Raw genomic sequence first — 24,116 nt, forward strand, 5'->3', positions numbered from 1 at the left:
ATCTAGATGCAGTTAGCCAGTTATACAGCGATTAGCTGCCTTGCCCGTGGCACTGCTTGAATTTCTTCCCGCTGCCGCATGGGCATGGGTCGTTGCGTCCAATACGCTGCTCATCGCCGCGCACGAGAGGTTTCTTCCCGCCAGCTTCATTCTTCGTATCCACCGCTTGACCTTCGGCTACCGCTTGACGCTCCAGGTTGCTTTGTACGTGAGCCTTCATGATGTACATCGCGACTTCTTCGCGGATATTGTCGATCATCTCTTGGAACATCTCGAAGCCTTCGAATTGATACTCGCGCAGCGGATCCGTTCCGCCGTAAGCACGAAGATGAATACCTTGGCGCAGCTGATCCATCGCATCGATGTGATCCATCCATTTGCTATCTACCGCACGAAGAGCAACGACCTTTTCGAATTCACGCATGAATTCTTCACCAATCTCTGCTTCACGCTCATCATAACGTTTGCTTACGAGATCTTTGATGTAGTCAATAATCTCTTCTTGTTCTTTGCCCCAAATATTTTGATCCGTAATCTGGCCTTCTTCAGTTAAGAAGTTGTTGTTCACGAAGTTAGCCACTTCCTGAAGCTCCCACTCCTCCGGAATTTGTTCCTCTGGACAGTGTGCTTTCACGATGCGTTCGATAACCGCGTTGATCATGCCCTCGATGACTTCACGAATATTCTCGGATTCCAGCAGTTCACGGCGCTGTTTATATATGATTTCCCGTTGTTGATTCATTACATCGTCATACTGAAGAACGACTTTACGAACGTCGAAGTTATTACCCTCAACGCGTTTTTGGGCCGATTCCACTGCACGCGAGATCAATTTGCTTTCGATCGGTTGATCTTCTTCCATCCCGAGGCGGTCCATCATCGCCATGATATTGTCAGCGCCGAAACGTTTCATCAATTCGTCCTCAAGGGAGAGGTAGAACTGTGAAGAACCAGGGTCACCTTGACGGCCTGCGCGTCCACGCAGCTGATTATCAATCCGTCTGCTTTCATGACGTTCTGTACCTATAATATGCAGTCCGCCTGCTTCATGTACGCCTTCACCGAGCACAATGTCCGTACCGCGGCCCGCCATGTTCGTTGCAATCGTTACAGAGCCTGGTTGACCTGCGCGTGCTACGATTTCAGCTTCTTCTGCATGATACTTCGCATTAAGCACTTTGTGCTGAACGCCTTTTTTCTTAAGCATTTCCGAAAGTTTCTCGGAGTTCTCAATAGATACCGTACCTACAAGTACCGGTTGGTTCAGCTTATGACGCTCTACGATTTGCTCAACAACCGCTCTGAATTTACCCATCTCAGACTTGTAAACAACATCCGGCATATCCTTACGGATCATCGGACGGTTCGTCGGAACAATGATAACTTCAAGACCGTAAATTTTCTTGAGCTCTTCTTCTTCCGTCTTCGCTGTTCCTGTCATACCCGCCAGTTTGCGGTACATCCGGAAATAGTTCTGGAATGTAATTGTCGCCAGCGTCATGCTCTCATTCTGAACTTGCAGCTGCTCTTTGGCCTCAATGGCTTGGTGCAGCCCATCACTATAACGACGGCCTGTCATAATACGGCCCGTAAATTCATCAACAATCATGACTTCGTCTTCTTGTACCACATAATCCACATCGCGTTTCATAATGAAACGAGCCTTGAGCGCTTGAGTCACGTGATGGTTGATATTCACATTCTGATGATCGAATAAGTTCTCAATGCCGAATGCCCGTTCTGCTTTAGCTACCCCTTCTTCAGTAAGAGCCACAGAACGAACTTTAATATCTATCGTGTAATCCTCTTCTTCTTTTAACTTAGCTACAAATCGGTCTGCCGCGTAGTACAAGTCTGTCGACTTAGCAGCCTGTCCCGAAATAATCAATGGCGTTCTCGCCTCATCGACCAAAATGGAGTCAACTTCATCGATAACCGCAAAATAAAGCGGACGCTGAACCATCTGCTCTTTGTAAAGCACCATGTTATCACGCAAGTAGTCAAAACCGTATTCGTTATTCGTACCATACGTAATATCACAAGCATAAGCCGCTTGCTTTTCCTCATGTGATAGATCGTGGAGATTAACCCCAACCGTCAAACCGAGGAATTCATAGATCTGACCCATTTCGGCGCTGTCACGTTGAGCCAAATAGTCATTGACCGTAACCACGTGTACGCCTTTGCCAAGCAAAGCATTCAAATAGACAGGGAGTGTTCCAACGAGCGTTTTCCCTTCCCCTGTTCTCATCTCCGCGATACGGCCTTCGTGAAGCACCATACCCCCGATGAGCTGAACGTCGTAATGACGTTTACCTAGTACACGTAAACCTGCTTCTCTAACAACAGCAAAAGCTTCCGGTAAAAGATCATCAAGTTCTTCACCTTTTTCCAGGCGGTTTCTGAACTCAATTGTCTTGCCTTTCAATTCCTCATCGGACAGCGGCTTAATGCTAGCTTCAAGGTCGTTAATATAATCCACGGCCTTGAGCATCCGTTTAATTTCCCGTTCATTGGAATCACCAAAAATTTTCTTCACTAGTCCTAGCATCGGTGAACCCCTTTCCCTTGCATTCGTATCCTTAAATTGTACCACTTTTGACGGTCTTGCCGCAACAAATGACCATTCCTACATCTGTATAATCCATCCACAACATGTGAAAAGAGCACGTTTTTACTTATTTTCTATAGTATTGAATCGATGTCCCGATTGCATGCATGAGAAAAAGCTTAATTCGACAGAATCGAATCAAGCTCATTTTTTTGTTATAGGGATGTCTCGAGTTGCTCCGCTTTCTTATTAAACAGCCGGCTCAATCAGACCATACTTGCCGTCATCACGTTTGTACACTACATTGACTTGATCCGTATCCATGTTCGAAAAAACGAAGAAATTATGGCCTACCATGTTCATTTGTAAAATCGCTTCTTCCACATCCATCGGCTTCAAATCGAAGCGTTTGTTGCGGACCAGTTCAAAGTCATCTTCCTCATCCAAATAAGTGACTGGCGATGTTTCAACCTTAAATAAATCACGCTTGCCGCCATCTTGGCGAATTTTTCGATTCGTCCTCGTCTTATGCTTACGAATCTGACGTTCCAACTTGTCCACGACCAAATCAATCGACGCATACATATCATTGTTACGTTCTTCAGCTCGCAGCAGCACGCCTGTCAGGGGAATACCTACCTCAATCGCTTGTAAACCTTTAACCACACTTAGCTTTACTTGTACATCAGATGTAAGGGGAGCTTCAAAATACCTCTCTAGTCTGTTCAATTTCTTGTCGACATAGTCCCTGAGGGCTTCAGTTACTTCAAGGTGTTCTCCGCGAATGCTAATCATCATAGTTAAACATCTCCCTTCCTTCTTACATTATACTACATTCAACCCCCATCTTCATAATTCCTTTAAATTCCGAGCATACGATTTACGCAAAAAAACACCCCAGAATTATGCCCCAGGGCGCTAATTAGTTCATAGATGTATTAAAGCGGCACAAAACGTACCGGAAGCTTATATTCTGCTTACATTAGCGGCTTGCGGTCCACGTGCGCCTTCTACGATATCAAACTCTACAGCCTGACCTTCATCTAACGTTTTGAAGCCTTCTGATTGAATCGCTGAGAAATGCACGAATACATCCCCGCCATCTTCACGCTCAATGAAACCATAACCTTTTTCTGCATTAAACCATTTTACTTTACCTTGCATAACGTACACATTCCTTTCGTTTTAAAAAGTAATAAAATGTAAGCCCTTACTTTTCGACTATATCACCAGCCTGCTTGACCTGTCAATTTCTAACTTACCATTTGATGAAATATTTTGAAAATTCGGGTATATACAAGCCGTGGATAACTGCAGAATTTGTAAAAACTTGTCGTATCGGGCTTCTTTACATTTTATCAACAAAGTTATACACATAATTGTACACATTATCCACAGGTTGTGGGGAGAGAATTTTGGATAACTTGGGTTCATTGTGGTTGGTTTATGCACAAATGGGTTTAGCAAGGATTGATTGTCCACAGGTTTTAGTCGGAAATTAGAAAAACAGATGAATAAAGAAAAACCTTTTGCCGCGGCAAAAGGTTCGTGTGTATTTGTTTATTTTTTTCGGTCGAAAAAAAGGCTCTCGCCGTCATAGTTGTTATCATAAGCATTCCGCTGAGTCTTACCTGTGTCCAGCTTGGCCAATTGCGAGCTCGCTTCATCACGAAATTGTTCCATCTTCCGCAGGAAGATAGGATCCAAGCTTACTACAGCTTGTATACGGTCCTTGAAGCTTGCTTTTTGTAAGGCAGATGGTGTTAATGTTAAGGCTAAAAGTGCCTCCATAATCTTACCACGCTGCTCCATAAACTCTCCAAGACGCTCCGCATCCATCGTAACAAGCTCAGCTAATCCCTGCTGTGTAAGCTGTTCCAATTCAGTAACCAACTTATCCATGCATAGCTCCAGCAGGTGTTGAACTTGCTGAACTTCCATTAGCTTGCTTAGCCGCTTGCATCCACGTTTCTTTCAACTGAATAAGATAACCTAGCACCTCTTCAGCAGGTTCAACCGATTTCTTCATATTGGCTTCAATTAGACGGTGCGTGAAGTATTCATACAATCTCAGCAAATCACCGGCAATTGGAGCATTACGGTCAATCGTAATGGAAAACTCGCTAATAATGTCCTGTACCTTGACTAGGTTAGTGTTAGCGTCTTGGTAGTTGGATGTTTTCAAAGCCTCAATACCCGCACGGCAAAAACGAATAGCTCCATCACAAAGCATAATTAACAGCTGTGCTGGGCTTGCTGTTTGAACAGTGTTCTCCAAGTATTTATTACGTTGGGCTTGAATCATTTATTTTTCCCCCTAGCTTAAAGTAGGACCTTACTAGCCCATTTGTTGTGTTAGTTGTGCACTTTGTTGTTGTAGTTGATTTATGTATTTTTCCATGGCAGTGAATTGATTGTAGTAACGAGTTTGCAAAGCATCTAATTTGGTAGTCCAAGCGTCAACTTTTTTGTTTATTTCATTTGTAGTTTTGCCTAATGTATAAGAAGTGTCAACACTTGCGGTAATTCCGGCCTTAGTAGTAATTTTACTAATAATGGAAGAAGCAAGGTTATTAAGGCGTGTAGCTATACCATCCCCACTAGTTACATCTTTAAGTTTGTCATCTGCTACAAAAAGAGCCATAACTTGATCCGGTTTCTCTGAAATGGCTTTCTTTAATTTTGCATCGTCAATATAAATTTTCCCATTTTCCAAGTAGCTTCCAGAAATCGCTCCACCAATCGTAATACTGCTAGATATGCCAATATCAGCAAGACTTTTAGCATCGCCAGTCGGTAATCCACTTACAGGACTTGAGAAAGAACTTCTCAAACCTGAAATTGCTTGTTTCAAGATGTCATCACTGCGAAGCGTACCACTTTTTGCTTTAGCTTCCCATGCGGTAATTTGATCATCCTTCAAATCTTTGCGTTGATCATCCGTTAACGGTTGATAATCCCTATATTTCTTTTCGGTAACCTTTGTATTTATTGTATCAATGAGTTCATTGTATTTATCAATAAAGTTTTTGATATTATTGTAAACAGCATCTGTATCGCCACTAACATTTACGTCAATCGGTAATGCAGTTACTTTCTTTGCAGTGAAATTCAATCCATTTATCGTAAATGAATTTGTGTCGTATTTAGCAGCTGCGCCATTAAACAGCACTTCGGCTTGATCCCCCGTTTTTCCGACTTTCGTATAACTTTGTCCCGTCACAGGAGCACCTAGGGCAAGTTGAGGAATGACATTTGCTGGATTATTTGCTTCATCGCTGAGTACAACTTTATTGGCTACAGAATCATTAGGATTGTCAAATACAAGATGATGCGCGCTATCTAAATAAGCAGACACGCCTAGTTTTCCGATTGCAGAGCTATTAATAGCATCGACTAGTTTTCCAATTGTTGTTGTTTTATCAATGCTGAAATCAGCTGTTGTCGAACCAACTTTAACCCTTAAGGTTTTTGTTGTTGATAGATTTTGATCGATCAAGGTTGTTAATGGAACTGCAAGGTTCGGAGCTGGTGTGACTAGTTGGCTTGGAACATTAGCCGCAACATTATTTTGATCCGATAGTGTAACGGAAGGATCTGAGAATTTCAAATTATTATTGCTGTCCAAACTTGTCGTAACGCCAGCTGTACCAATGGCAGACTTATTAATGTCTGAAATTAGTTTATCATAAGTGGTGTCCTTATCAACGGTAAAATCAGCAGTCGTGGCCCCAAAGTGAACTCGCACTGTCTTACTCGTTTTTAATGTGCTGTCTATTACTAACGATCCTGCAAAATTGTTTGTACCCGTTGCTGTCGATGCAGTTGTAGCACCAGGCGCACTTCCCGCAATTTTCAGAACTGTGGCCAAAGGATCGGCGATAGGAGAAGCCCCCCCTACACTTTTCATGCTGAGATTAACTTGTCCAGCCAATCCAGTTGAAGATGAGGTAAAAAAGAGCTTATCAATAGAGGCATCATAACTTAAATTTACACCCGTAATACTTGAACTACCATTAATAGATGATATGATACTGCCGAGCGTATCGGTAGGTTTCACTTCAATGGTCTTCGTACCTTTAGAACCACCAACGGTTAGTGTCGTAGTGCCTGTCAGTCCAAGATCTGATAAAGGAGTAGCCGTTCCCTTGGTTGTTGCAGTCAGTAGGCCCGATGTAACAGCCCCAGCTGTCGCCAATTTATCGACCTTTAACGTATAGTTGCCTGGAGTAGCAGTTGCTGTTCCCGTAACGCTAACACTACTATCATCAACAGATGTAGCCTTCTTTGATTGATATGAAGATTGAAGCTTCATATTAAAAGCTAAATCGCGAAAGCTCATAATTTTAGTATTAATTGAGCGGTAATCATCTCGCTGCCATTCTAGTGACTGTTTCTGCTGCTTTAGCTTATCCTGTGGCATTCTAGCTGCTTTCATAAGCTTACTTACTGTATCATCAATATCAATACCTGTATTAGAAAACCCATTTAAACGAGTTACCATAGTTATAAGTCACCGCCTTCGATTTATCTTTTCTCATCAACAAGTATTCCTGCCATTTGCCAAAGCTTTGCAACGAAATCTAAACTCTTTTCTGGTGGAATCTCACGTATCGTTTCGCCGGTGTCTTTATCTAGAACTTTTACTGAAATCAGTTTTGTTTTTTGATGAATCGAAAACTCAAGCGATGTTGTTCTACCTTGAATAGCTTTAATAGCATGTTCAATAGCTTTAACTACTTGTGCATCACTAATTGTAACATTTTCACCCTGCAATTCTGCCTGTCTGAGTTCCGATGTATTCGTAATGCTGGATGCAATAACTGCTGCTGCATTATTTGTGCCGATCTCATCCACTTTGTGAACCTTTACAGGTTCATTGGCAGGCCTGCTGTCCCCCCCAGAATTACCTAATCCACCTATTGGGTAGTTCATACTCATAGAACAAACCTCCATCCGAAGATATACATATATCTTTTATATCGGATGGAGGTCGTTTAGTTGTTATAGATCATAAGTATTTATTTGTTAATTTCCGACTAATGGTAGCGTAATTTCCCTGTGTTCTTTGGCCGATTGATAAATAGCTAAAATGACTTCTAAAGACTTTTTCCCTTCGTTTCCATCCGTACCTGGTTTAGCACTATCAATAAGGACATCTACTACATTTTGATAATATCCAATATGACCAAATCCATAAACGGATGGAGGTGTATAGCTGACATTAGTTGCAAGGATATCGTCATCGTCTGGGTCGGAAAACTCCCATTTTTCAATAGTATTAACTGATGTACCTCCAACAATGACGGTGCCTTTCTCCCCGAGGATAGTTAAATTACCAGCAAGGTTCTTGGGGTAAGTAAGCATGGTCACATTCATATTTCCTATTGCCCCATTTTTAAAGCGAAGTATAGCACTCCCAGTGTCTTCAGCTTCTATGTCCCGAGCCATGGTATCTGTCATTGCAGTGACCTTGTCTACATCGCCTATCAGCCATTCCATCATATCTACGTAATGACTTGCTTGATTCATGAAAGCACCACCATCAAGCTCCCAGGTCCCCCGCCATGGTGCAGCGTCATAATAGCTTTGGGGTCTTTGCCAGAAGACATTGACTGACACCATATATATTTTACCAAATCTATTCTTATCAACAGCTCTTTTAACAAGTTGAAGTGTACTATTTAAACGATTCTGTTTAACAACAAATAGTTTTACTCCATTATCATCACAGGCTTGAATCATCTTGTTGGCATCTTTCAATGATATTGCCATAGGCTTTTCTGTAATAACATGAATCTTCTTCTCTGCGGCCATTACAGCTTGTTGTGGATGCAACCCACTTGGCGTGCATAAGGAAATAAGTTCAATATCCGCACGATTTAACAATTCTTCATAAGTGACGTAAGAGGAAACGTTCCATTTGTTTCCGGCTTCCTCAGCTCTTTCTTGAACAATGTCACAAACGGCTACGAGCTCTAGACTAGGGTTGTTATGAATAGCTTCAAAGTGGTTAGCAGATATTCTCCCACAGCCAACTAAAGCGATTTTGAGTATTCTTTCCGTCATGCCTATCGCTCCAATCTATTATAAAACTTCTATATTTTCACGATTCTTCACATGTTTGAAGGCATTCTTTGTGTCAAAAATATAAGTGGCATCCCTTGCAATATGTTCATAATCAAATTGTGTATGCATGGTTGTAAGAATAACCAAGTCAGCGTCACGAAGCTTATCTTGAGTAAGTTTAATCGATCGATACTCAATTCCTTGATGTGTGAACTGCGGAATGTAAGGGTCGTAATAACTGATGATTGCCCCCTCTTTATCCAAATGTTCAATAACCTTTAAGGCTGGAGATTCACGCAAATCATCTATATCTTGTTTATAGGCAACTCCTAAGAGTAAAATACGAGCACCATTCATCGTTTTTTTGAAACGATTCAAGATTTTCATGCTTCTTTCTGTTACAAACTGCGGCATATAAATGTTAATTTCCCCTGCTGTTTCAATCAGGCGAGTATGATAATCATATTCTCTCGCCTTCCATGTCAAATAAAAAGGATCCACTGGGATACAATGACCGCCTAATCCTGGACCAGGGTAGAACGCCATAAAGCCATAGGGTTTTGACTTCGCTGCATCAATGACTTCCCAAACATCAATGCCCATTTTGTGACAAAGAATAGCCATTTCATTAGCTAGCGCTATATTAATATTCCGGAATGTATTTTCAAGAATCTTCTCCATTTCTGCGACTGCAGGGCTTGAGACTTCATGAATTTCACCTTCCAAAACACTACGATATAAAGCCGCGGCAAGCTTCGTGCTTGCTTCTCCTACACCACCAACGACCTTAGGCGTATTCTTTGTGCCATATAGTTTATTACCTGGATCCACCCGCTCAGGAGAAAAGGCTAAATAGAAGTCCTTTCCACATTCAAGCCCTCCCTCTTCAAGGATAGGCTTAAGTATTTCCTCTGTCGTACCCGGATAGGTCGTACTCTCGAGTATAATCAGCATCTTTTTATTTAGATATTTTGCAATGTCTCTAGTTGATTTTACAACATATGAAATATCTGGTTGATAGTATTTATCAAGTGGTGTAGGAACACATATCGCAATACAATCGACATCTCTAACAAAAGAGAAATCAGAAGTAGCAGTTAGCAAGCCTTGTGAAACAATATCATTGAATTCACTATCAATAATATCACCTATATAATTGATACCTTTGTTTACCTTATCTACTCTATCGGGCAATATATCAAAGCCAATGACACGAAACCCAGCTTTTGCTTTCTCTAATGCAAGTGGAAGACCAACATAACCGAGACCTACTACGCCAATAACGGCCGTTTTATCTTGAATTTTACTTAATAGTGCCTCACTCATTTCAACACTTCCCTTACCTCTAGATCATTCTTGGTATAATTAGTTTTGCACGTTTTACAGATAGCTTTTTCAGCATTAAAATGAAGTCTCTCACCGCACTGGCATACCCATCCGAGAATTCTAGATGGATTACCAACCACAAGAGCATAATCAGGAACATCCCTAGTGATTACTGACCCTGCTCCGATCAAAGCATACTTTCCAATGTTGTGACCGCATACAATAGTTGCATTTGCCCCAATCGTAGCACCCTTTCCAACTAAGGTCTGCTTATACTCCTGTTTACGATTAATGTGACTTCTGGGATTGGTAACATTCGTAAATACACAAGATGGTCCCAAGAAAACATCATCTTCACAAATAACTCCTGTGTAAACGGATACGTTATTTTGTATTTTTACGTTATTGCCTAAAATAACATTAGGTGATATTACAACGTTTTGGCCAATATTACAATTCATACCTATTCGAGAGTTTGACATAATATGGCTAAAGTGCCATATCTTAGTATCTTTTCCGATTTCACACGGTTGGTCGATATAGCTTGATTCGTGTACAAAATAGTTATTATCCATGCTAATTCTCTCTCTCAAACTGATAAATCGCTTCTATGACATAATCCTGCTCTTTTTTAGTCATCTCCGGAAAAAGTGGTATTGCCATAGTTCTGTTTGATAAATATTCAGAAATAGGAAAATCCCCAGGCTTATAACCTAAATGGACATAAACTTTCTGCAGATGCAGTGGAATCGGGTAGTAATTTCCAGTGGCAATTCCTCTACTTCCCAAAAAAGAAGCTAGTTGCTTTCGTTGCTCAGTTTGAATTACGTATAGGTGTACAACCTCTTCTTCACTTCTCAAGGTTTTTGTTGGTAACTTCAAGTTTGTAACTTGTAAATTCTCCTGGTAATACGCAGATCGTTCTCTTCTTTCCTTATTCCACTGATCTAATAAGGGAAGCTTAATCCTTAAGATAGCCGCTTGTATTTCATCAAGTCTAGAATTATAGCCAATTAAATAGTTATAGTATTTTGCAAACTGGGAGTCAACATCAATCAATTCGTTATTCGTTTCAATATTAGAAATATTCATAGCATTATATGCTTGCAAACCCGCATAACCACTGCCGTGAACCCTAAGGCCCTTTAAAACTTTGGCCAACTGCTCATCATTAGTGACCAATAACCCGCCATCCCCGAATGCCCCTAGATTTTTTGTGGGGAAAAAAGAAAAGCATCCAATATCACCGAAAGTACCAACCTTCTTTCCCTCATACGTAGCTCCAATAGCCTGACAAGCGTCTTCAATAATTTTTAGATGGTGTTCTCTGGCTATTTTAACAATTGCTTCAATATTTGCAGGTCGACCAAAAAGATGAACAGGTATAATAGCTTTTGTTCTAGGTGAGATTTTTTTCACTATTTGGTTGGTATCGATATTATATGTCTCTATGTCTACATCAACAAAAACTGGAGTTGCTCCAACACTTGAAATTGCCTCTGCGGTTGCAAAAAAAGTGAAAGGTGTTGTGATGACTTCATCTCCTGTACCAACTCCCAGGGCTCGTAAAGCAAGCACAAGGGCATCTGTTCCATTTGCACATGAAATAGCAAAGTTGCATTGGAGATACTGGGCAATCTCATTCTCAAATGAGCTGACTTCCGGCCCCATAATATAAGAGCTTGAACGATAAACTCTTTCTGTCGCGGCTAGTACAGAGGCCTCAATTGATGCATATTGTCTTGAAAGATCTAATAGTGGGATTTGCATTTGAATTCCTCCTTGCATGTCTATTGAAAAAAGAAATTTTATATACATCCTTATATCGGTTAAAAATGAACCTTAAATTACACGAAATAATTTTCAGTTTATGTATTACTATTATTTTTTAAGAACTGCTAATTCTTCTTGGCACAACAATTTTTTTTAACTGGTATTCAAACTTCTCAGTTTCTAACACTCTTCCTATTTACGATCTATCAATTGGGATTTCCTGACTCGATTCAGTTACCAGAAGCGCTGAGTCCTTACATTTAATTAAGAGCTTTTTCTGGGTTTCATAAACATTGATTATTTGTCCCGCTTTATAAACATTAAAACCAGGCAGATCATATATCGGGATGGCTCGCCAAATAAAAATTTTCTGCCCCTCTAAGACAGAGTAGGCTCCTGGATATGGTTTTGTCAGTGCTCTTATGAAGTTATAAACTTCATCTACTGATTTGAACCAATCTATGAATCCGTCTTCCGGAGTACACTTTGGTAAATATCTAATGTAATTCTCATCTTGTTTTTTAAATTCAAGCTTAGTTATGCTACCATTCAAATATTAATTATCATATTGGCCATTAACCAAGTGGATTTAAAAAATAATGAATTCACGTCATTAAGCTGCGTTATTGGAAAATGTGAAGATTCGATGATTTCACCAAGAATCGATCTTTTGTTAATTTTAAAAATACTTATCTCAAAAAGTTCTTTATTTAAAATTAGGACCAATTAATAGGTGATCTTCCTCTACCCCCATTTATTCCCCAAGGACTTCTATGGGCCCCATACAAGAATAATTTACATGTCCAATTAACCATTCAGGAATTAATCTTTGCCAGCCTAATACTAATAAAATGTCAATTTGAAGAGAAGACAACTTACTAATATCCTGTTTGTTTTGTAATGTGTAAGAAGCGACCTAGATAAAATTTAATTTATTGGCTTCAAAATAGGTTTGGGATTGGTATGTCTTATTTCCGTTGTACATAGTGAGTCCATTTCTTGTTCTCTGTTGGCAACGTATTCTTTAAAATTATATTAAAAAAGTCTTTCTATCAAACTGCGAAGAACGATTCTATCCTCATATGTGTATCTAACATCATCAGATTTGTGAATATTGTCCAAAATCATATTAACAGGCTCATTATACCCGACAAGAGCTCGGAGAGATGTAGTTCCAGAAAGCCTAGGGTTAATTTCAAAAACTAATAGTTCACCATTCACTAATCTGCCCTGAATATTTAGTGGACCGGTTGATCCTAAAAGTTGTGCCATTTTTTCACATTGAGCTTGTATTACTGAATTATGTATGAATTCACCTTGAGAAATGCCAGAGGAAATTACTTGCACTTCATTATTTGAGCTTTTAATTTTTTTGTTTACAGAAATACCATTGCTGATAAAGCGTCTCATTATTATAGAACCAACGACATCACCATTAAATCTCGAAGATACGCCAATTGTAAACTCACTTTCACTCGAACCTACGTACTGCTGTGCAACGATGTCAACACCATTCTTCAACATATGTTGTGTAAACATCTTCAACTCTTCATGGTTCGAAGCAATATTAACATTAGCCGATCCGCCAGATCCTGTATTTGGCTTTAGTACTAGTGGAAAATAGTCTATACCATCACAATCCTCAATAGTATTGATTTTCGTATACTTAGGTACATTTATCGATAACTTACTTAATTTTTCATAGGTACTGTATTTATTCAGACACAATTGAATAACGGTATCATTATTAATACCTAAATATATATCTTTGAAGCGTTCTCTATATTGGCTGAACCATTTTAATTCGGGTTCAGACCCAGGAAATACCACTTGAATATTGTGGGTAGCGATCAACTCCTTAATCACTCCTTCATATTCTGTTTCCGTAGCAAGTGGAACAATATGAAATAAATCCACTTCATTCTTGTTGAAGCATACGTTAGAAATGTCTGTTCCTATAATAAAAAGAGAGGCACCAGAATGTTTCAGTGCCTTCAGTATTTGCTCGCCAAACCCAGCTGCTCCTATTCCTGTTATAAGTACATTTATGCGTTCCATTCAACTACCTGCGCTTTCTTAGTATATTAATCACACGTTCATGATAATGTTTTGCCTGCAATTGTTTGGTGTATTCTTCTATATCATAATAGATGTACTGCCTAGTATATTCACACGTTTCAGTATCGAATATAATATAACTTGCTATATTGTTTGTACCTCTTGGTTGACCTACCGAACCGGGATTTATATATCGAGTTCCCTGATGATAAACATCAAAGAGTTGGTGGGTATGACCAAAGAAATAAAAATTACTTTTTTCAGGATTAACCTTGTTAAAAATAATATCATTCGTATCTTTTAGATAGATCTGTGTATTTGTTCTCGTTGAATGACAAAAGCAGAAAGTTAAATTATTAATATTAACCTCATAATAAAGCGGGCATCGACGTATAAATTCAAGATTTTTTCTACTTATTTCTTTCCTATGTCTATACACTCCATACAATGGTTCATTATCCACAGAAAATTCAATCTCGCCTAAAATAATTTGATCATGGTTGCCTTTTACACACAAAAATCCGTTTATTTGCAAGGCATCTAAAACTTCATTTGGTTGATCATAATATCCAACCATGTCTCCCAAACATATTTTTTTATCAACAAAAAAATGTTCCATGTCCATTAGTAATGCATTGAAAGCGGCGAAGTTAGAGTGGATGTCAGAGACAATCGCTATTTTCATTAGACCTTCTCCACAATAAGTAATTAGTTAATCCTATATCTAAATTGTAATCTAGTGTAAATTTAAATTCGTCTCTCATACGAGTAGATGTATAGCTTGGTTTATATCCTTCTAAGGGATCAGGTCGATCATTAAAGACGATATTTGATTTAGAATCGGTAAGCTCTTTTATCTTCATTGCAAGTTCCAACATTGTAATATTATGACGCGAACAAAGCTCATAAATGCCATTTAATCTTGTTGTAGGTTCTAAAAACATATTAATAGCTCTAACAACATCTTCGATATAAACAAAATTTTGTTCACGTTGTCCAGACCCAAACAAGATAATGTCTCTATTATTTATCGCTTGTTCAATAAATATGTTAATAACACCTTTACTCTTCAAGTATGGCCCATACAAAGAAGGCACTCTCAATGAGGCCGTTTCTATTCCTTGCGCTTCCATTATTGAGCAGATATGCTCTCCGTGAACCTTGGACAAAGTATAATAATCCTTCATCTTATAATTTTTATAGTCTTGCATAGATCCAAAACTGGATAAATAAATAAACTTCTTGATTTTATTCGAAATAGCGAACTTAAACAGATGATCTAACATATATGCGTTAGGTAAAAAAACCTGTTCAAAAGTGGCTCCACTAAACGAAGTGGGTATTACTGAAGCCAAGTGAACTATTGTATTAATTTCTTTATTATATAAAACATGATTAATGTCCGAGTAGTTCCGTTCAAAATAAGTCAACATTGGATTAGAATGCGAAGTTGTACCGAAAATAATTTCTCTTTTTTTCGCTTCGTCTAATGAAGCTATAAAATTCTTACCTATAAATCCACCGCTTCCAGTTACAAGAATCCCCATTTTATCTTAGATCTCCTTGAATATATCATGGAGTAGCAAGATTTTAGAAGCGGGTATTTCATTCCTAAGGTCTTTGGCAATATTCTTCCCAAAGGTGTTCGACATAATCAACACTTCGTCAACCGGATTCGCATACAACTCTCTTCGATCTTCAATTTTGATTGGAATACCTGGATAATACTTGTGTTTTAACAGCGGATTGTCGTCAAAAAACCGAATTCTAGTCATATCTATTTGATTAGTTAGTAATGAAAGGTAGTTAATAATTCTTCCGGGGACATAAATTCCTAATGATTTCTGGGCAGAAGTTTTTTCTAAATAATCTTTCATTAAAACTATATTTTGTTTGGCTATTCTTACATACTTGTTAAATTGATGCAAGAACTCTACTTTCAACTCTTCTGTGTCTAAACCCGAAAAAGCTCCTACCTCAACATAGGAATATAGAAGCCCACCGAAATTAGAGGTTTCCACGACCACTTTTGAACCAAATGTCGTAATGAGTGTATTTTTCAATGTTTCTGCCGTATAGTATTTCCAATGTTGATGAAACAGCATGGAAATGTCACCAATTGTTATATATGGTTCACAATCAGGAACAGCAAGTATAACTTTTCCATGTTTATTTAAGTGCGATCTTACATTCATAAAAAATGTATTAATATCATGTATATGTTCAAGTACTGCATAGAATATAATTACATCAAAGGTTTGCCCTTCTATTTGCTTAGTTGGAAAAAAATCAGAAACAATAGGCACATCATATCGGTTATGGTATTCTTTATGTCCCGGTTCGATCCCAATAACATTTGATCCTTCCCTTTTAAAAAGGTTCAAAAGATAACCAGACCCGCAACCAATCTCTAATATTGAGGTTTTTGCTAGATCTAGTTGTAGGTTTTGCTTTATAAATTTGTAAAAATCGTCAGCATATTGCCGCCCTATGCCTTCTTCCTCCATAACACCACTAATATGAGCGCCTACACTATACGCTTTGGATAATGATTCGTCAATCTCAGTATTAAATCGTTGTGTGAGAGTGCCAAACTTCTGATCGTAATCTATCACCATTGGAAGAAAATCTGGCAAATCAGCGTCATTATGAGGTGTTTCTAAATTTCTATATGTGAATGACATTGCGCCAATATCCCAAGCATGCTCAACCACTTTACTCACCGACCATTTCTTTTATGCTAGCAGACAAATTCTCTGCAATGTAGTACAATGAATCATCCGAAATATCACCATATAAAGGTAGAGCTAAACCCTGTTTGTGTGCATTTCGGGAAATGAGGTAATTTCTACTGTCAAGGTTATACTTATTTTTATAATATGGTTGTTCATGCACAGCATAAGCACCAAAATTGGTCTCAATGTTCTTGGCAAATAAACGTGTAATTAGTTCATTTCTATTTATAAGTCCGTCAAGTAGAATATGATATGTTTGGTAAATGTGTCTTGTATCTTTTGCTTCGGTTGGTAGTACGATTCCTTGAACTCCCTGCAGCAAACTTCTATAGGTTCGGGCTTTATTGATCCTTGATTCATTAATTTTTTGAAGCTTCTTTAATTGTACAATTCCAATGGCAGCCTGAAAGTTGGTCATTCTGTAATTAAATCCAGCTGTGACAAAAGAAGGGGTACCATCAATATATTGAATACCATGATTTCTAAGAATCTTCACTTTCTCTGCAATCTTATCGTCATTTGTTACGAGAAGACCTCCTTCCCCAGTTGTGATTGCTTTTCTTGGGTGCAAACTAAAACACCCTATTTCTCCAATAGTACCTACCTTTTGGCCACGAAACTCACAATCAAGGGCACAAGCGGCATCTTCAATGATTTTTAGATTAAATTTTTTGGCTATTTCAATTATTCTCTCCATGTTAGCTGCATGGCCAAATTCATGAACTGGCATAATAACTTTTGTTTTTTCTGTAATATTTTTTTCAATTAAGTCGACATCGATACAGAAATCAGTTTGAGTAATATCAACCATAACAGGCTTAGCGCCTACTAATTCAACTACATTAGCTGTTGCAGGGAATGTGAAGTCAGGAACGATTACTTGATCATTGAGTCCGATATCCATTGCAAGTAAAGCCAGATGTAGTGCTGCGGTACCACTACTAACAGCTATAACATTTCGAACTTGAAGGTGTTTAGCTAGTAAACGTTCAAACTCGGCAACCGATTCCCCCTGTACTAAATGTTTTGACTGAAATATCTCTCTAACCTTTTCTAATTCCTCATCACCTATATCCGGGACTGTTAATTTAATCATGAATTAAGACCTCTATACCACTCAATAGTCCTCTCCAACCCCTCAGGAAGATTAACTCTCGGAGAAAACCCCAGCAGTGATTTTGCTTTTTCAATACTAGGAATTCTTAATTCAACATCCACATAATTTTTTGGTACATTTACAATATCCGAGGCGGAATACGCTTTTTGTTTAATTAATTCTGCTAACATGGAGATGGTAATGGTCGCACGTGGATTCCCTAAATTAATCGAGTGGCCGATTGCATCATCATTTTCTAAGCAAAGCATTATCCCATCAACAAAATCATCAACATAACACCAAGACCTAATTTGGTCTCCTTCCCCATGAATTTGCATCTTCTCGTTTTTAATTGCTCTAATAACAAATTGATGAATAGCCCCTTCCCCGATTTGTCCGGGTCCATAAATATTAAAAGGACGCACAGTTACTTCTGGTAAACCGAACTCTTTATAATAGCTATGTGTTAAATGTTCACCAGCTAATTTACTAACCGAATAGGTCCATCTTGCTTCACCCACTGGTGCAAGATTTGTTGTATCCTTTTCGTCAGCTTTGTAGGCATAACTACCGAAAACCTCGCTAGTAGAAAAATCAATAAATCGCTTTAAATTAGGTATATGCTCCACTAAGGATTCTAACAAATGATAAGTACCAATCATATTAACCTTCATTGTTTTTACTGGATTCTGGATCACGGTGTTTATTCCGGCAACAGCAGCCAAATGAATAACGACTTCAGGCTCAAAATCATCTATTGCCTTTTTTAAGTCTTCGTAAATTAAAATGTCACCTTTAACCAATTGAATATTAGGATGTTGGAGTAAGTTCGTTTCACTAGTTGAACCCCTATGAAAGTTATCGTATATCATGATCTTATTATCGCTAACTAGTCGCTCTACAATTTTCGTTCCTATGAACCCAGCACCGCCTGTTAAAAACACTCTTTTGTTAATAATCATGTTGAAGAGCCACCCATCTAAATTTTATTATATAGCTCAAGCATTTGAGATGATACATTATCAGCATCATGGTATTGCTCTACATATTTCCTACCAGCAAGACCAATATTATTCAACATATCTGGATTTTGAAGAATATACTCTAATACCTCTCCAATTGTATCTGGATTAGCAGATATGATAGGTAATTCATAGGGATATTTTGATTTCATATATTCTGTTATCCAGCAAACCACTGGTTTTCCCATCGCCATAGCTTCAACCGCAAATAATCCATAACTTCCAATATGCAACTGATCCACGATCAAATCAGCTTCATGATACGTCTTAACAGCTTCTTCATGGGACATGTTCTGCACGAGAATAAATTCAAAATCGAATCTTCTTTTCAAATTGTTCACTGCATCTAATATAAATTGCGTACCCTTAAAAACTGGAGAGGAAGGGGCGTGTACGATTTTAAATTTACTGTTTATCTTTTTAACTTCAGAAGGTTTATATTTTTCAATGTTTATCATCGAAGGAATGACATGAACATGCTCATAATATTCTTTCAATGTATCGTATAGTTCGTAATCTCCTACAACACAATTTCTGATATAACGTGATAGTTTCTCCAGATTTTTGCGTATCGCTTGTTCATCTGTTAATTTGACCTTCACGTATTTATTGTGTTTTTTTGCTTTGGAGAGCAACCTTACATCGCTTCCCCAATGCTGCATAACTACTTTTTTGTTTAATTTGCTAATTATCTCTAGATCTGAACCATCCATTGTAAGAGTGGTTCCAAAATGAAAGTGAAACACATCAAAATCTGGTAATAACTCTTTTGCAATTCTTTTTGATTCTAGATTAGCATCAGTCACTTCGTTGAGATTAAAAACAAAATCAGAACTATAGTTTAAGTAATTTGGATAATAAGTAAATGTTCTAGAATATACACCATGCTTTTGCAACCCACTGGAAAGAGTATACATTTGATTAGCTATTTCCATAGTTCCTTGAAGAACACGAAGTTGGCTAGTCGTTAGTGATTTGTCTATATCCGATTTTGTTTTTTCTTGACTAAGCAGAGTCACTTTCGCATCGAGCTGGCTCTTAAGGTCTTCTTCATTTGTTCTAGGTATGACTTGTTGGTAATACGAAATCGCATCGTCTAATCTACCTTGTATTTCGTGAATATATCCTAAATTGTACATTAAATCGAGATGGTTGGGCTCTTTCGATAACCCTTGAAGAAGAGAATATCGAGCATCGTTAAGGTTACCCTCTTGTATCAAAATCATAGATTTTAAGGTGTATGCATCGATATCAGTTGGCATTAATTTTTCATATTGATACACCAATTCTTTTGCGTGGTCCAAATCACCTTTAAGAATTAATTGCTCAATTTGGTGCTTGATTTGGTGTAATTTATTAATTACTGGGTTTACATCAGAGTTCATGAGCCACCAACTCTTCTTCCAAGTTTGAGAACAATTCCTTTTGATACTCTTTCATGACTAATGCGAAATAAGGGAATACCTCTACAGCATCCTTCATGTATCTCATTACAGCCTTATAATCTGACTTCTGTTGTGCCTCAATCGCAAAATGAAGTAGTATAAAAAACTGATCTTCCTCTTGATCTAATGTAGAGTAATATAATCGCATTTTATCCAGCTGATAGATGTGGGCTAACTTTTTAATGCTTTTTTCCACCAGATTACCAAATAGTCTTAAATATTTTTCATTAATTTCTCGTTTTGCAGTTTTTGCTTTTTCTATTTCACTTAAAAATAGTACTGTACCTATGCACGAAAACACTCGATTTGCTTCATAGTCTGACGAACGTATTTTTTCATTCTCGATGTAATTTAAGAGAATTGACTCAATATTAAAATGATCCATCATGTATTTTATTAGCTGCTTTAACTTAAAACTTTTAACTTTTTTAAACGAAGCCAATATTTCTTTTTGGTATTTAATAAAATTTTTTAAAGCATCAGAATAATAGACATCTAATTTATTAAAGTCGGCGCCGCGAATGAACTCTTGGGTGAGGATATGACCAATCTCACCTTCAGAAATACGAATTTTATTTAAAATTGCATAATCATCAAATCCACTTGCAAATGCTGTCTCTATGTGATTTTTATCAGAAAACTCCATTCTTTCTTTAAGTGCTTCAATATAGGCTGCATAATCTTGTGCTTGCGTTGAATCTTTTTGTGCAAGCTCAATATAAAATTCATTTGCTCGCTTATATTCACCTAATTTAAATAAGTTTTCAAATATAAGTTTATTTCTAGTATCTCCCTCTATTACCTTCAAACAATACTCTAGCGATTTGCTAAACTCACCTTTATTATGCAATTGAGCACTTAGTAATGAGTTAATCAAACTCTCCGAACTTCTGTCCATGCTAAGCATGATAATTGACGCATCATTCGATATTTTCAAGTTTTCGAAACGGTTGTATAAATCCAAATATTTCAGAGCATATTCTATTGATTTTTCAGGATTATTTAGAGCTTGATAGGCTAAGCTAGTATAAAAGTAGAGATCAACGTAATCGGGGCTTACCTCGATTCCCTGTGTACAAACCTCAATGCATTCGTTGAATTTATTATTTGCATAACTTTCCCGACCATACTCTCCAAAAATGTAAAGGCAATCACGCCATGAGGACTTAGGCATCTTTAGGAGTGAGTCATACCCTAGCTCAACTTGTTCAAATGCTTCTTTCAAATCACCATGTATGAAATAGCTATTAGCTAATTGATATCGATAGTAAATGTTACTTGGACTCTTTTCTAACTCTTTTAATAATATTTCTGAAGTCCGCTTAAACTTCCGTTCAAGCAAATCTTTATCATCAAATTGATATCCAAAATGATTAAGAATGACTTTTGCATAATAAACTGGAGATTGTACTCTTGGCTGATTATGGACAGCACCATCATATCCAAATCCTTTAGTATTTTTAAATAAGCGGAATGAGTTATAAGTTAGAAAGGATGTAGGGTCGTGTAGTTTCGTATAGTCATTCATTAAAAATTGAACAGTATTAATCTTTTTAAGATCATTACCCTCTAGTAGTTCAATTACCTTCTGTTCATCGGCTAGGGCTTCATCGGCGTCAAGGATAAAAACCCATTCACCTTTTGCATAGGAGATCGTTATATTTCTCATATCTGAGAAATCATTATTCCATGGATGATGAAATACTTTTGTTGTGTACGAGGATGCTATCTCAACGCTTTTATCAGTCGAACCCGTATCCACAACAATCAGCTCAACATATGGCTTTTGAAGGAGTTTAGTTAGACTTTCAAAACATCGGGGCAAGTTCTTCTCTTCATTCTTCACCATCATGCAAATACTGAGCTTATAATCGTATTTCATGGAAAGGACACCACCTGTTATAGATATTAAACATTTTCTGCCCAATCAGTTAGAAGGGGTTTGAGTTCAAAGCTCATAATGTCAGTAATTAATGAAATGTCATTGTTTTCCATCGCCTGAAGAATCATGCCTAATTTATCATTTAATTCATCAAGATCAAAATCATTATTTGGTTGTTCGTTAACTGCCTTGGCAAGTAATGTACTTTTCTCAATAAGAGGGTACAATTGACCAACATTTGACGCATTTGCTTGTGAAGAAAATAGCTCAATTATCGAATTTATTGAAACAATGGTATCATTTAAAATTTCTTGCAATTCCATCATATATCCCCCTAGATTAAGCTACAATGCAGAATGTTTGGTAATACAAAAGGCTCTGGATTACCAGAGCCCTTTGTAAATAATGCACCCTAATCGCTAATTATCTCAACAACTGTAGAACGCCTTGTGGTTGTTGGTTAGCTTGAGCTAGCATTGCTTGTGCTGCTTGTGAAAGGATGTTGTTCTTCGTGAAGTCCATCATTTCTTTCGCCATATCCACATCACGAATACGGGATTCAGCTGCAGTCAAGTTTTCAGAAGCTGTTTGAAGGTTATTGATTGTGTGCTCCAAACGGTTTTGTACAGCCCCCATTTTAGAACGTTGTGCTGAAACGCCTTTAATAGCTGTGTCAAGTGAAGTAATAGCTTGGGAAGCAGATGCAGCAGTGTTAACATCAACTCCAGCAAGTCCAAGAGCTGCAGTTCTCATATCGCCAATACCAAAGCTAATTGTTTGACCGCGATTTGCACCAATTTGGAATGTTACCCCACCATTTCCGGATGCTTCAGTTTGAGCTTGGCTAAGACCAAGATCCTGTACTGTAGTTTTGCCATCAAGATCTTTGAAGGAAACAGGACCGGATTGGCTAACCACTTCAAAACGACCATCTTTGAGAGCGTTGACTTTAATATCTTCAACAAAACCTTCTTGTCCTTTTGTTTTACCTTGAAGTGCATTATAAGCACTTGTAGCAACTTTAAGAGCAGATTCTAAAGTCTTAGCTGCAGTTGTCATTGCTGTGTTAGCGGCAATTGCACCAAGAGATGCTTGTAGTGTGATATCGCCTACTTTGAAACTGAATTTATCAGCAGCAGTCGTTGCAGTACCATTGTAGTTGTTCGTACCTTTAGTAGCCGTTGCAGTACCGCCGGCAAAACTACGTACTACACCTACGCCAGTTGTTGCTGATTGGCTTTTAACAATGGAATCTTGGCCGGAAGTACCGCTTTGAAGTACAAGCTTACCAGTAGTATCAACATAACCACCGACGTGTGCAACATTTTTGCCTGATTGATCAATCGCTTCGTTAATTTTATTAATAATTAAGTCTTTAGCTTTATTCTGAGAAATGCTATCCGTTGAGGACACGCCAGTCAAAACAGCTTTTTCATCAGATGTCAGATTCTGCCAGTTTACTTCTATATCAGATCCGTCAATTGTTAAAGTTTCTTTTGCAAAACTTGTTGCCGTTGCTTTAGTTGTACCAGCACCCATCGCGGCAGTTGCTTGTAGTTTACCATTAGTAAGCTTAGCTACAGCAGAACCAGTTGTCGAATCTTGACCAACAGTTGCGCCACCAGCAGACTTCAGGGCACCATTTAGCAATTTTTGCGTGTTAAACTCTGTTGCATTACCAATACGATCGATTTCGTCTTTAAGTTGTTTAACTTCTTCTTGAAGAGCAGCGCGATCGTCAGATGTGTTTGTTCCGTTAGCGGATTGGTCAGCCAATTCGCGCATACGTTGAAGGATGGAGTGAGTTTCGTTCAATGCACCCTCAGCTGTTTGAATCAAAGAGATACCATCTTGAGCATTCTTGGAAGCCATGTCAAGACCGCGTACTTGTGCTCTCATTTTCTCGGAGATAGCAAGACCTGCTGCATCGTCGCCAGCGCGGTTGATGCGAAGACCGGAAGACAATTTCTCAAGGGATTTACTTGCCGCTGCTGTGTTACCCGTCAATTGACGGTGAGTGTTCGCTGCTGCGATATTGTGATTAATTCTCATTTGTTTTCTTCCTCCTGAAGGTTCGTTTGATCCACGTCCATGTGGATTTATTTTTAGGTTACAAGCGGGTCGGCCGCCCAGCTTGTAGACCTATTGATATATATATC

Annotated in this window: 22 protein-coding genes; all 22 read right to left on the reverse strand. The window is 38.2% G+C overall.

Features of this window, described 5'->3' with window-relative positions:
- Window positions 1–31: 31 nt before the first annotated feature.
- The 22 genes from secA to AC58U0_RS24580 all read right to left on the reverse strand — a co-directional run bounded on the left by secA (window position 32) and on the right by AC58U0_RS24580 (window position 24,009).
- A complete protein-coding gene (gene secA / locus AC58U0_RS24475; protein WP_497381550.1) occupies window positions 32–2,551 on the reverse strand; it encodes a preprotein translocase subunit SecA in 2,520 nt (839 codons plus the stop codon).
- 249 nt (window positions 2,552–2,800) lie between these two features.
- The gene (gene hpf / locus AC58U0_RS24480) at window positions 2,801–3,349 is read right to left on the reverse strand and encodes a ribosome hibernation-promoting factor, HPF/YfiA family (protein WP_057303285.1); all 549 of its coding nucleotides are present in this window, start codon (window positions 3,347–3,349) and stop codon (window positions 2,801–2,803) included.
- Window positions 3,350–3,517: 168 nt separating this feature from the next.
- A complete protein-coding gene (locus AC58U0_RS24485; protein WP_047682118.1) occupies window positions 3,518–3,715 on the reverse strand; it encodes a cold shock domain-containing protein in 198 nt (65 codons plus the stop codon).
- Window positions 3,716–4,111: 396 nt separating this feature from the next.
- Complete coding sequence (gene fliT, locus AC58U0_RS24490) at window positions 4,112–4,453, reverse strand: flagellar protein FliT (protein WP_497381551.1); 342 nt, start codon at window positions 4,451–4,453, stop codon at window positions 4,112–4,114.
- Window positions 4,446–4,856 (reverse strand): flagellar export chaperone FliS, encoded by a 411-nt coding sequence (fliS, locus tag AC58U0_RS24495; RefSeq protein WP_497381552.1) that lies wholly within the window; start codon window positions 4,854–4,856, stop codon window positions 4,446–4,448. Before fliS ends, fliT begins: the two co-directional genes overlap by 8 nt.
- Window positions 4,857–4,889: 33 nt before the next feature.
- Complete coding sequence (gene fliD / locus AC58U0_RS24500) at window positions 4,890–7,055, reverse strand: flagellar filament capping protein FliD (protein ID WP_497381553.1); 2,166 nt, start codon at window positions 7,053–7,055, stop codon at window positions 4,890–4,892.
- Window positions 7,056–7,078: 23 nt separating this feature from the next.
- Window positions 7,079–7,492 (reverse strand): flagellar protein FlaG, encoded by a 414-nt coding sequence (locus AC58U0_RS24505; protein WP_497381554.1) that lies wholly within the window; start codon window positions 7,490–7,492, stop codon window positions 7,079–7,081.
- A gap of 87 nt (window positions 7,493–7,579) precedes the next feature.
- Window positions 7,580–8,620, reverse strand: coding sequence for a Gfo/Idh/MocA family protein (locus tag AC58U0_RS24510; RefSeq protein ID WP_497381555.1), 1,041 nt, complete (start codon window positions 8,618–8,620; stop codon window positions 7,580–7,582).
- Window positions 8,621–8,638: 18 nt separating this feature from the next.
- Complete coding sequence (locus AC58U0_RS24515; protein ID WP_497381556.1) at window positions 8,639–9,946, reverse strand: nucleotide sugar dehydrogenase; 1,308 nt, start codon at window positions 9,944–9,946, stop codon at window positions 8,639–8,641.
- On the reverse strand, window positions 9,943–10,521 hold the full coding sequence (locus AC58U0_RS24520; RefSeq protein WP_497381557.1) for an acyltransferase: 579 nt from the start codon (window positions 10,519–10,521) through the stop codon (window positions 9,943–9,945). The genes AC58U0_RS24515 and AC58U0_RS24520 overlap by 4 nt, the downstream gene beginning before the upstream one ends.
- A 1-nt stretch (window position 10,522) precedes the next feature.
- Entirely contained in the window at window positions 10,523–11,716 is a 1,194-nt protein-coding gene (locus AC58U0_RS24525; RefSeq protein WP_497381558.1) for a DegT/DnrJ/EryC1/StrS family aminotransferase, read from the reverse strand.
- 199 nt (window positions 11,717–11,915) lie between these two features.
- Complete coding sequence (locus AC58U0_RS24530) at window positions 11,916–12,272, reverse strand: hypothetical protein (RefSeq protein ID WP_497381559.1); 357 nt, start codon at window positions 12,270–12,272, stop codon at window positions 11,916–11,918.
- A gap of 482 nt (window positions 12,273–12,754) precedes the next feature.
- The gene (locus tag AC58U0_RS24535; RefSeq protein WP_497381560.1) at window positions 12,755–13,777 is read right to left on the reverse strand and encodes an ATP-grasp domain-containing protein; all 1,023 of its coding nucleotides are present in this window, start codon (window positions 13,775–13,777) and stop codon (window positions 12,755–12,757) included.
- Window positions 13,778–13,781: 4 nt separating this feature from the next.
- Window positions 13,782–14,462 carry a metallophosphoesterase family protein gene (locus AC58U0_RS24540; protein ID WP_497381561.1) on the reverse strand — a complete coding sequence of 227 codons (681 nt, stop codon included), beginning with the start codon at window positions 14,460–14,462 and terminating at the stop codon, window positions 13,782–13,784.
- Window positions 14,440–15,324 (reverse strand): NAD-dependent epimerase/dehydratase family protein, encoded by an 885-nt coding sequence (locus AC58U0_RS24545; protein WP_497381562.1) that lies wholly within the window; start codon window positions 15,322–15,324, stop codon window positions 14,440–14,442. Before AC58U0_RS24545 ends, AC58U0_RS24540 begins: the two co-directional genes overlap by 23 nt.
- A 6-nt stretch (window positions 15,325–15,330) precedes the next feature.
- The gene (locus AC58U0_RS24550; protein WP_497381563.1) at window positions 15,331–16,500 is read right to left on the reverse strand and encodes a class I SAM-dependent methyltransferase; all 1,170 of its coding nucleotides are present in this window, start codon (window positions 16,498–16,500) and stop codon (window positions 15,331–15,333) included.
- Window positions 16,493–17,608, reverse strand: coding sequence for a DegT/DnrJ/EryC1/StrS family aminotransferase (locus tag AC58U0_RS24555; protein ID WP_497381564.1), 1,116 nt, complete (start codon window positions 17,606–17,608; stop codon window positions 16,493–16,495). The genes AC58U0_RS24550 and AC58U0_RS24555 overlap by 8 nt, the downstream gene beginning before the upstream one ends.
- A complete protein-coding gene (locus tag AC58U0_RS24560) occupies window positions 17,605–18,570 on the reverse strand; it encodes an NAD-dependent epimerase/dehydratase family protein (RefSeq protein WP_497381565.1) in 966 nt (321 codons plus the stop codon). Before AC58U0_RS24560 ends, AC58U0_RS24555 begins: the two co-directional genes overlap by 4 nt.
- 17 nt (window positions 18,571–18,587) lie before the next feature.
- Window positions 18,588–20,015 carry a glycosyltransferase family 1 protein gene (locus AC58U0_RS24565; protein ID WP_497381566.1) on the reverse strand — a complete coding sequence of 476 codons (1,428 nt, stop codon included), beginning with the start codon at window positions 20,013–20,015 and terminating at the stop codon, window positions 18,588–18,590.
- A complete protein-coding gene (locus AC58U0_RS24570) occupies window positions 20,005–21,957 on the reverse strand; it encodes a tetratricopeptide repeat-containing glycosyltransferase family 2 protein (RefSeq protein ID WP_497381567.1) in 1,953 nt (650 codons plus the stop codon). Before AC58U0_RS24570 ends, AC58U0_RS24565 begins: the two co-directional genes overlap by 11 nt.
- Window positions 21,958–21,983: 26 nt before the next feature.
- Window positions 21,984–22,280, reverse strand: a complete 297-nt coding sequence (locus AC58U0_RS24575) for a DUF8042 domain-containing protein (protein WP_497381568.1) — start codon at window positions 22,278–22,280, stop codon at window positions 21,984–21,986.
- A 100-nt stretch (window positions 22,281–22,380) separates the two neighbouring features.
- Window positions 22,381–24,009, reverse strand: a complete 1,629-nt coding sequence (locus AC58U0_RS24580) for a flagellin N-terminal helical domain-containing protein (RefSeq protein ID WP_497381569.1) — start codon at window positions 24,007–24,009, stop codon at window positions 22,381–22,383.
- Between the last annotated feature and the right edge of the window lie 107 nt (window positions 24,010–24,116).

Source organism: Paenibacillus sp. J31P190, assembly GCF_059692075.1.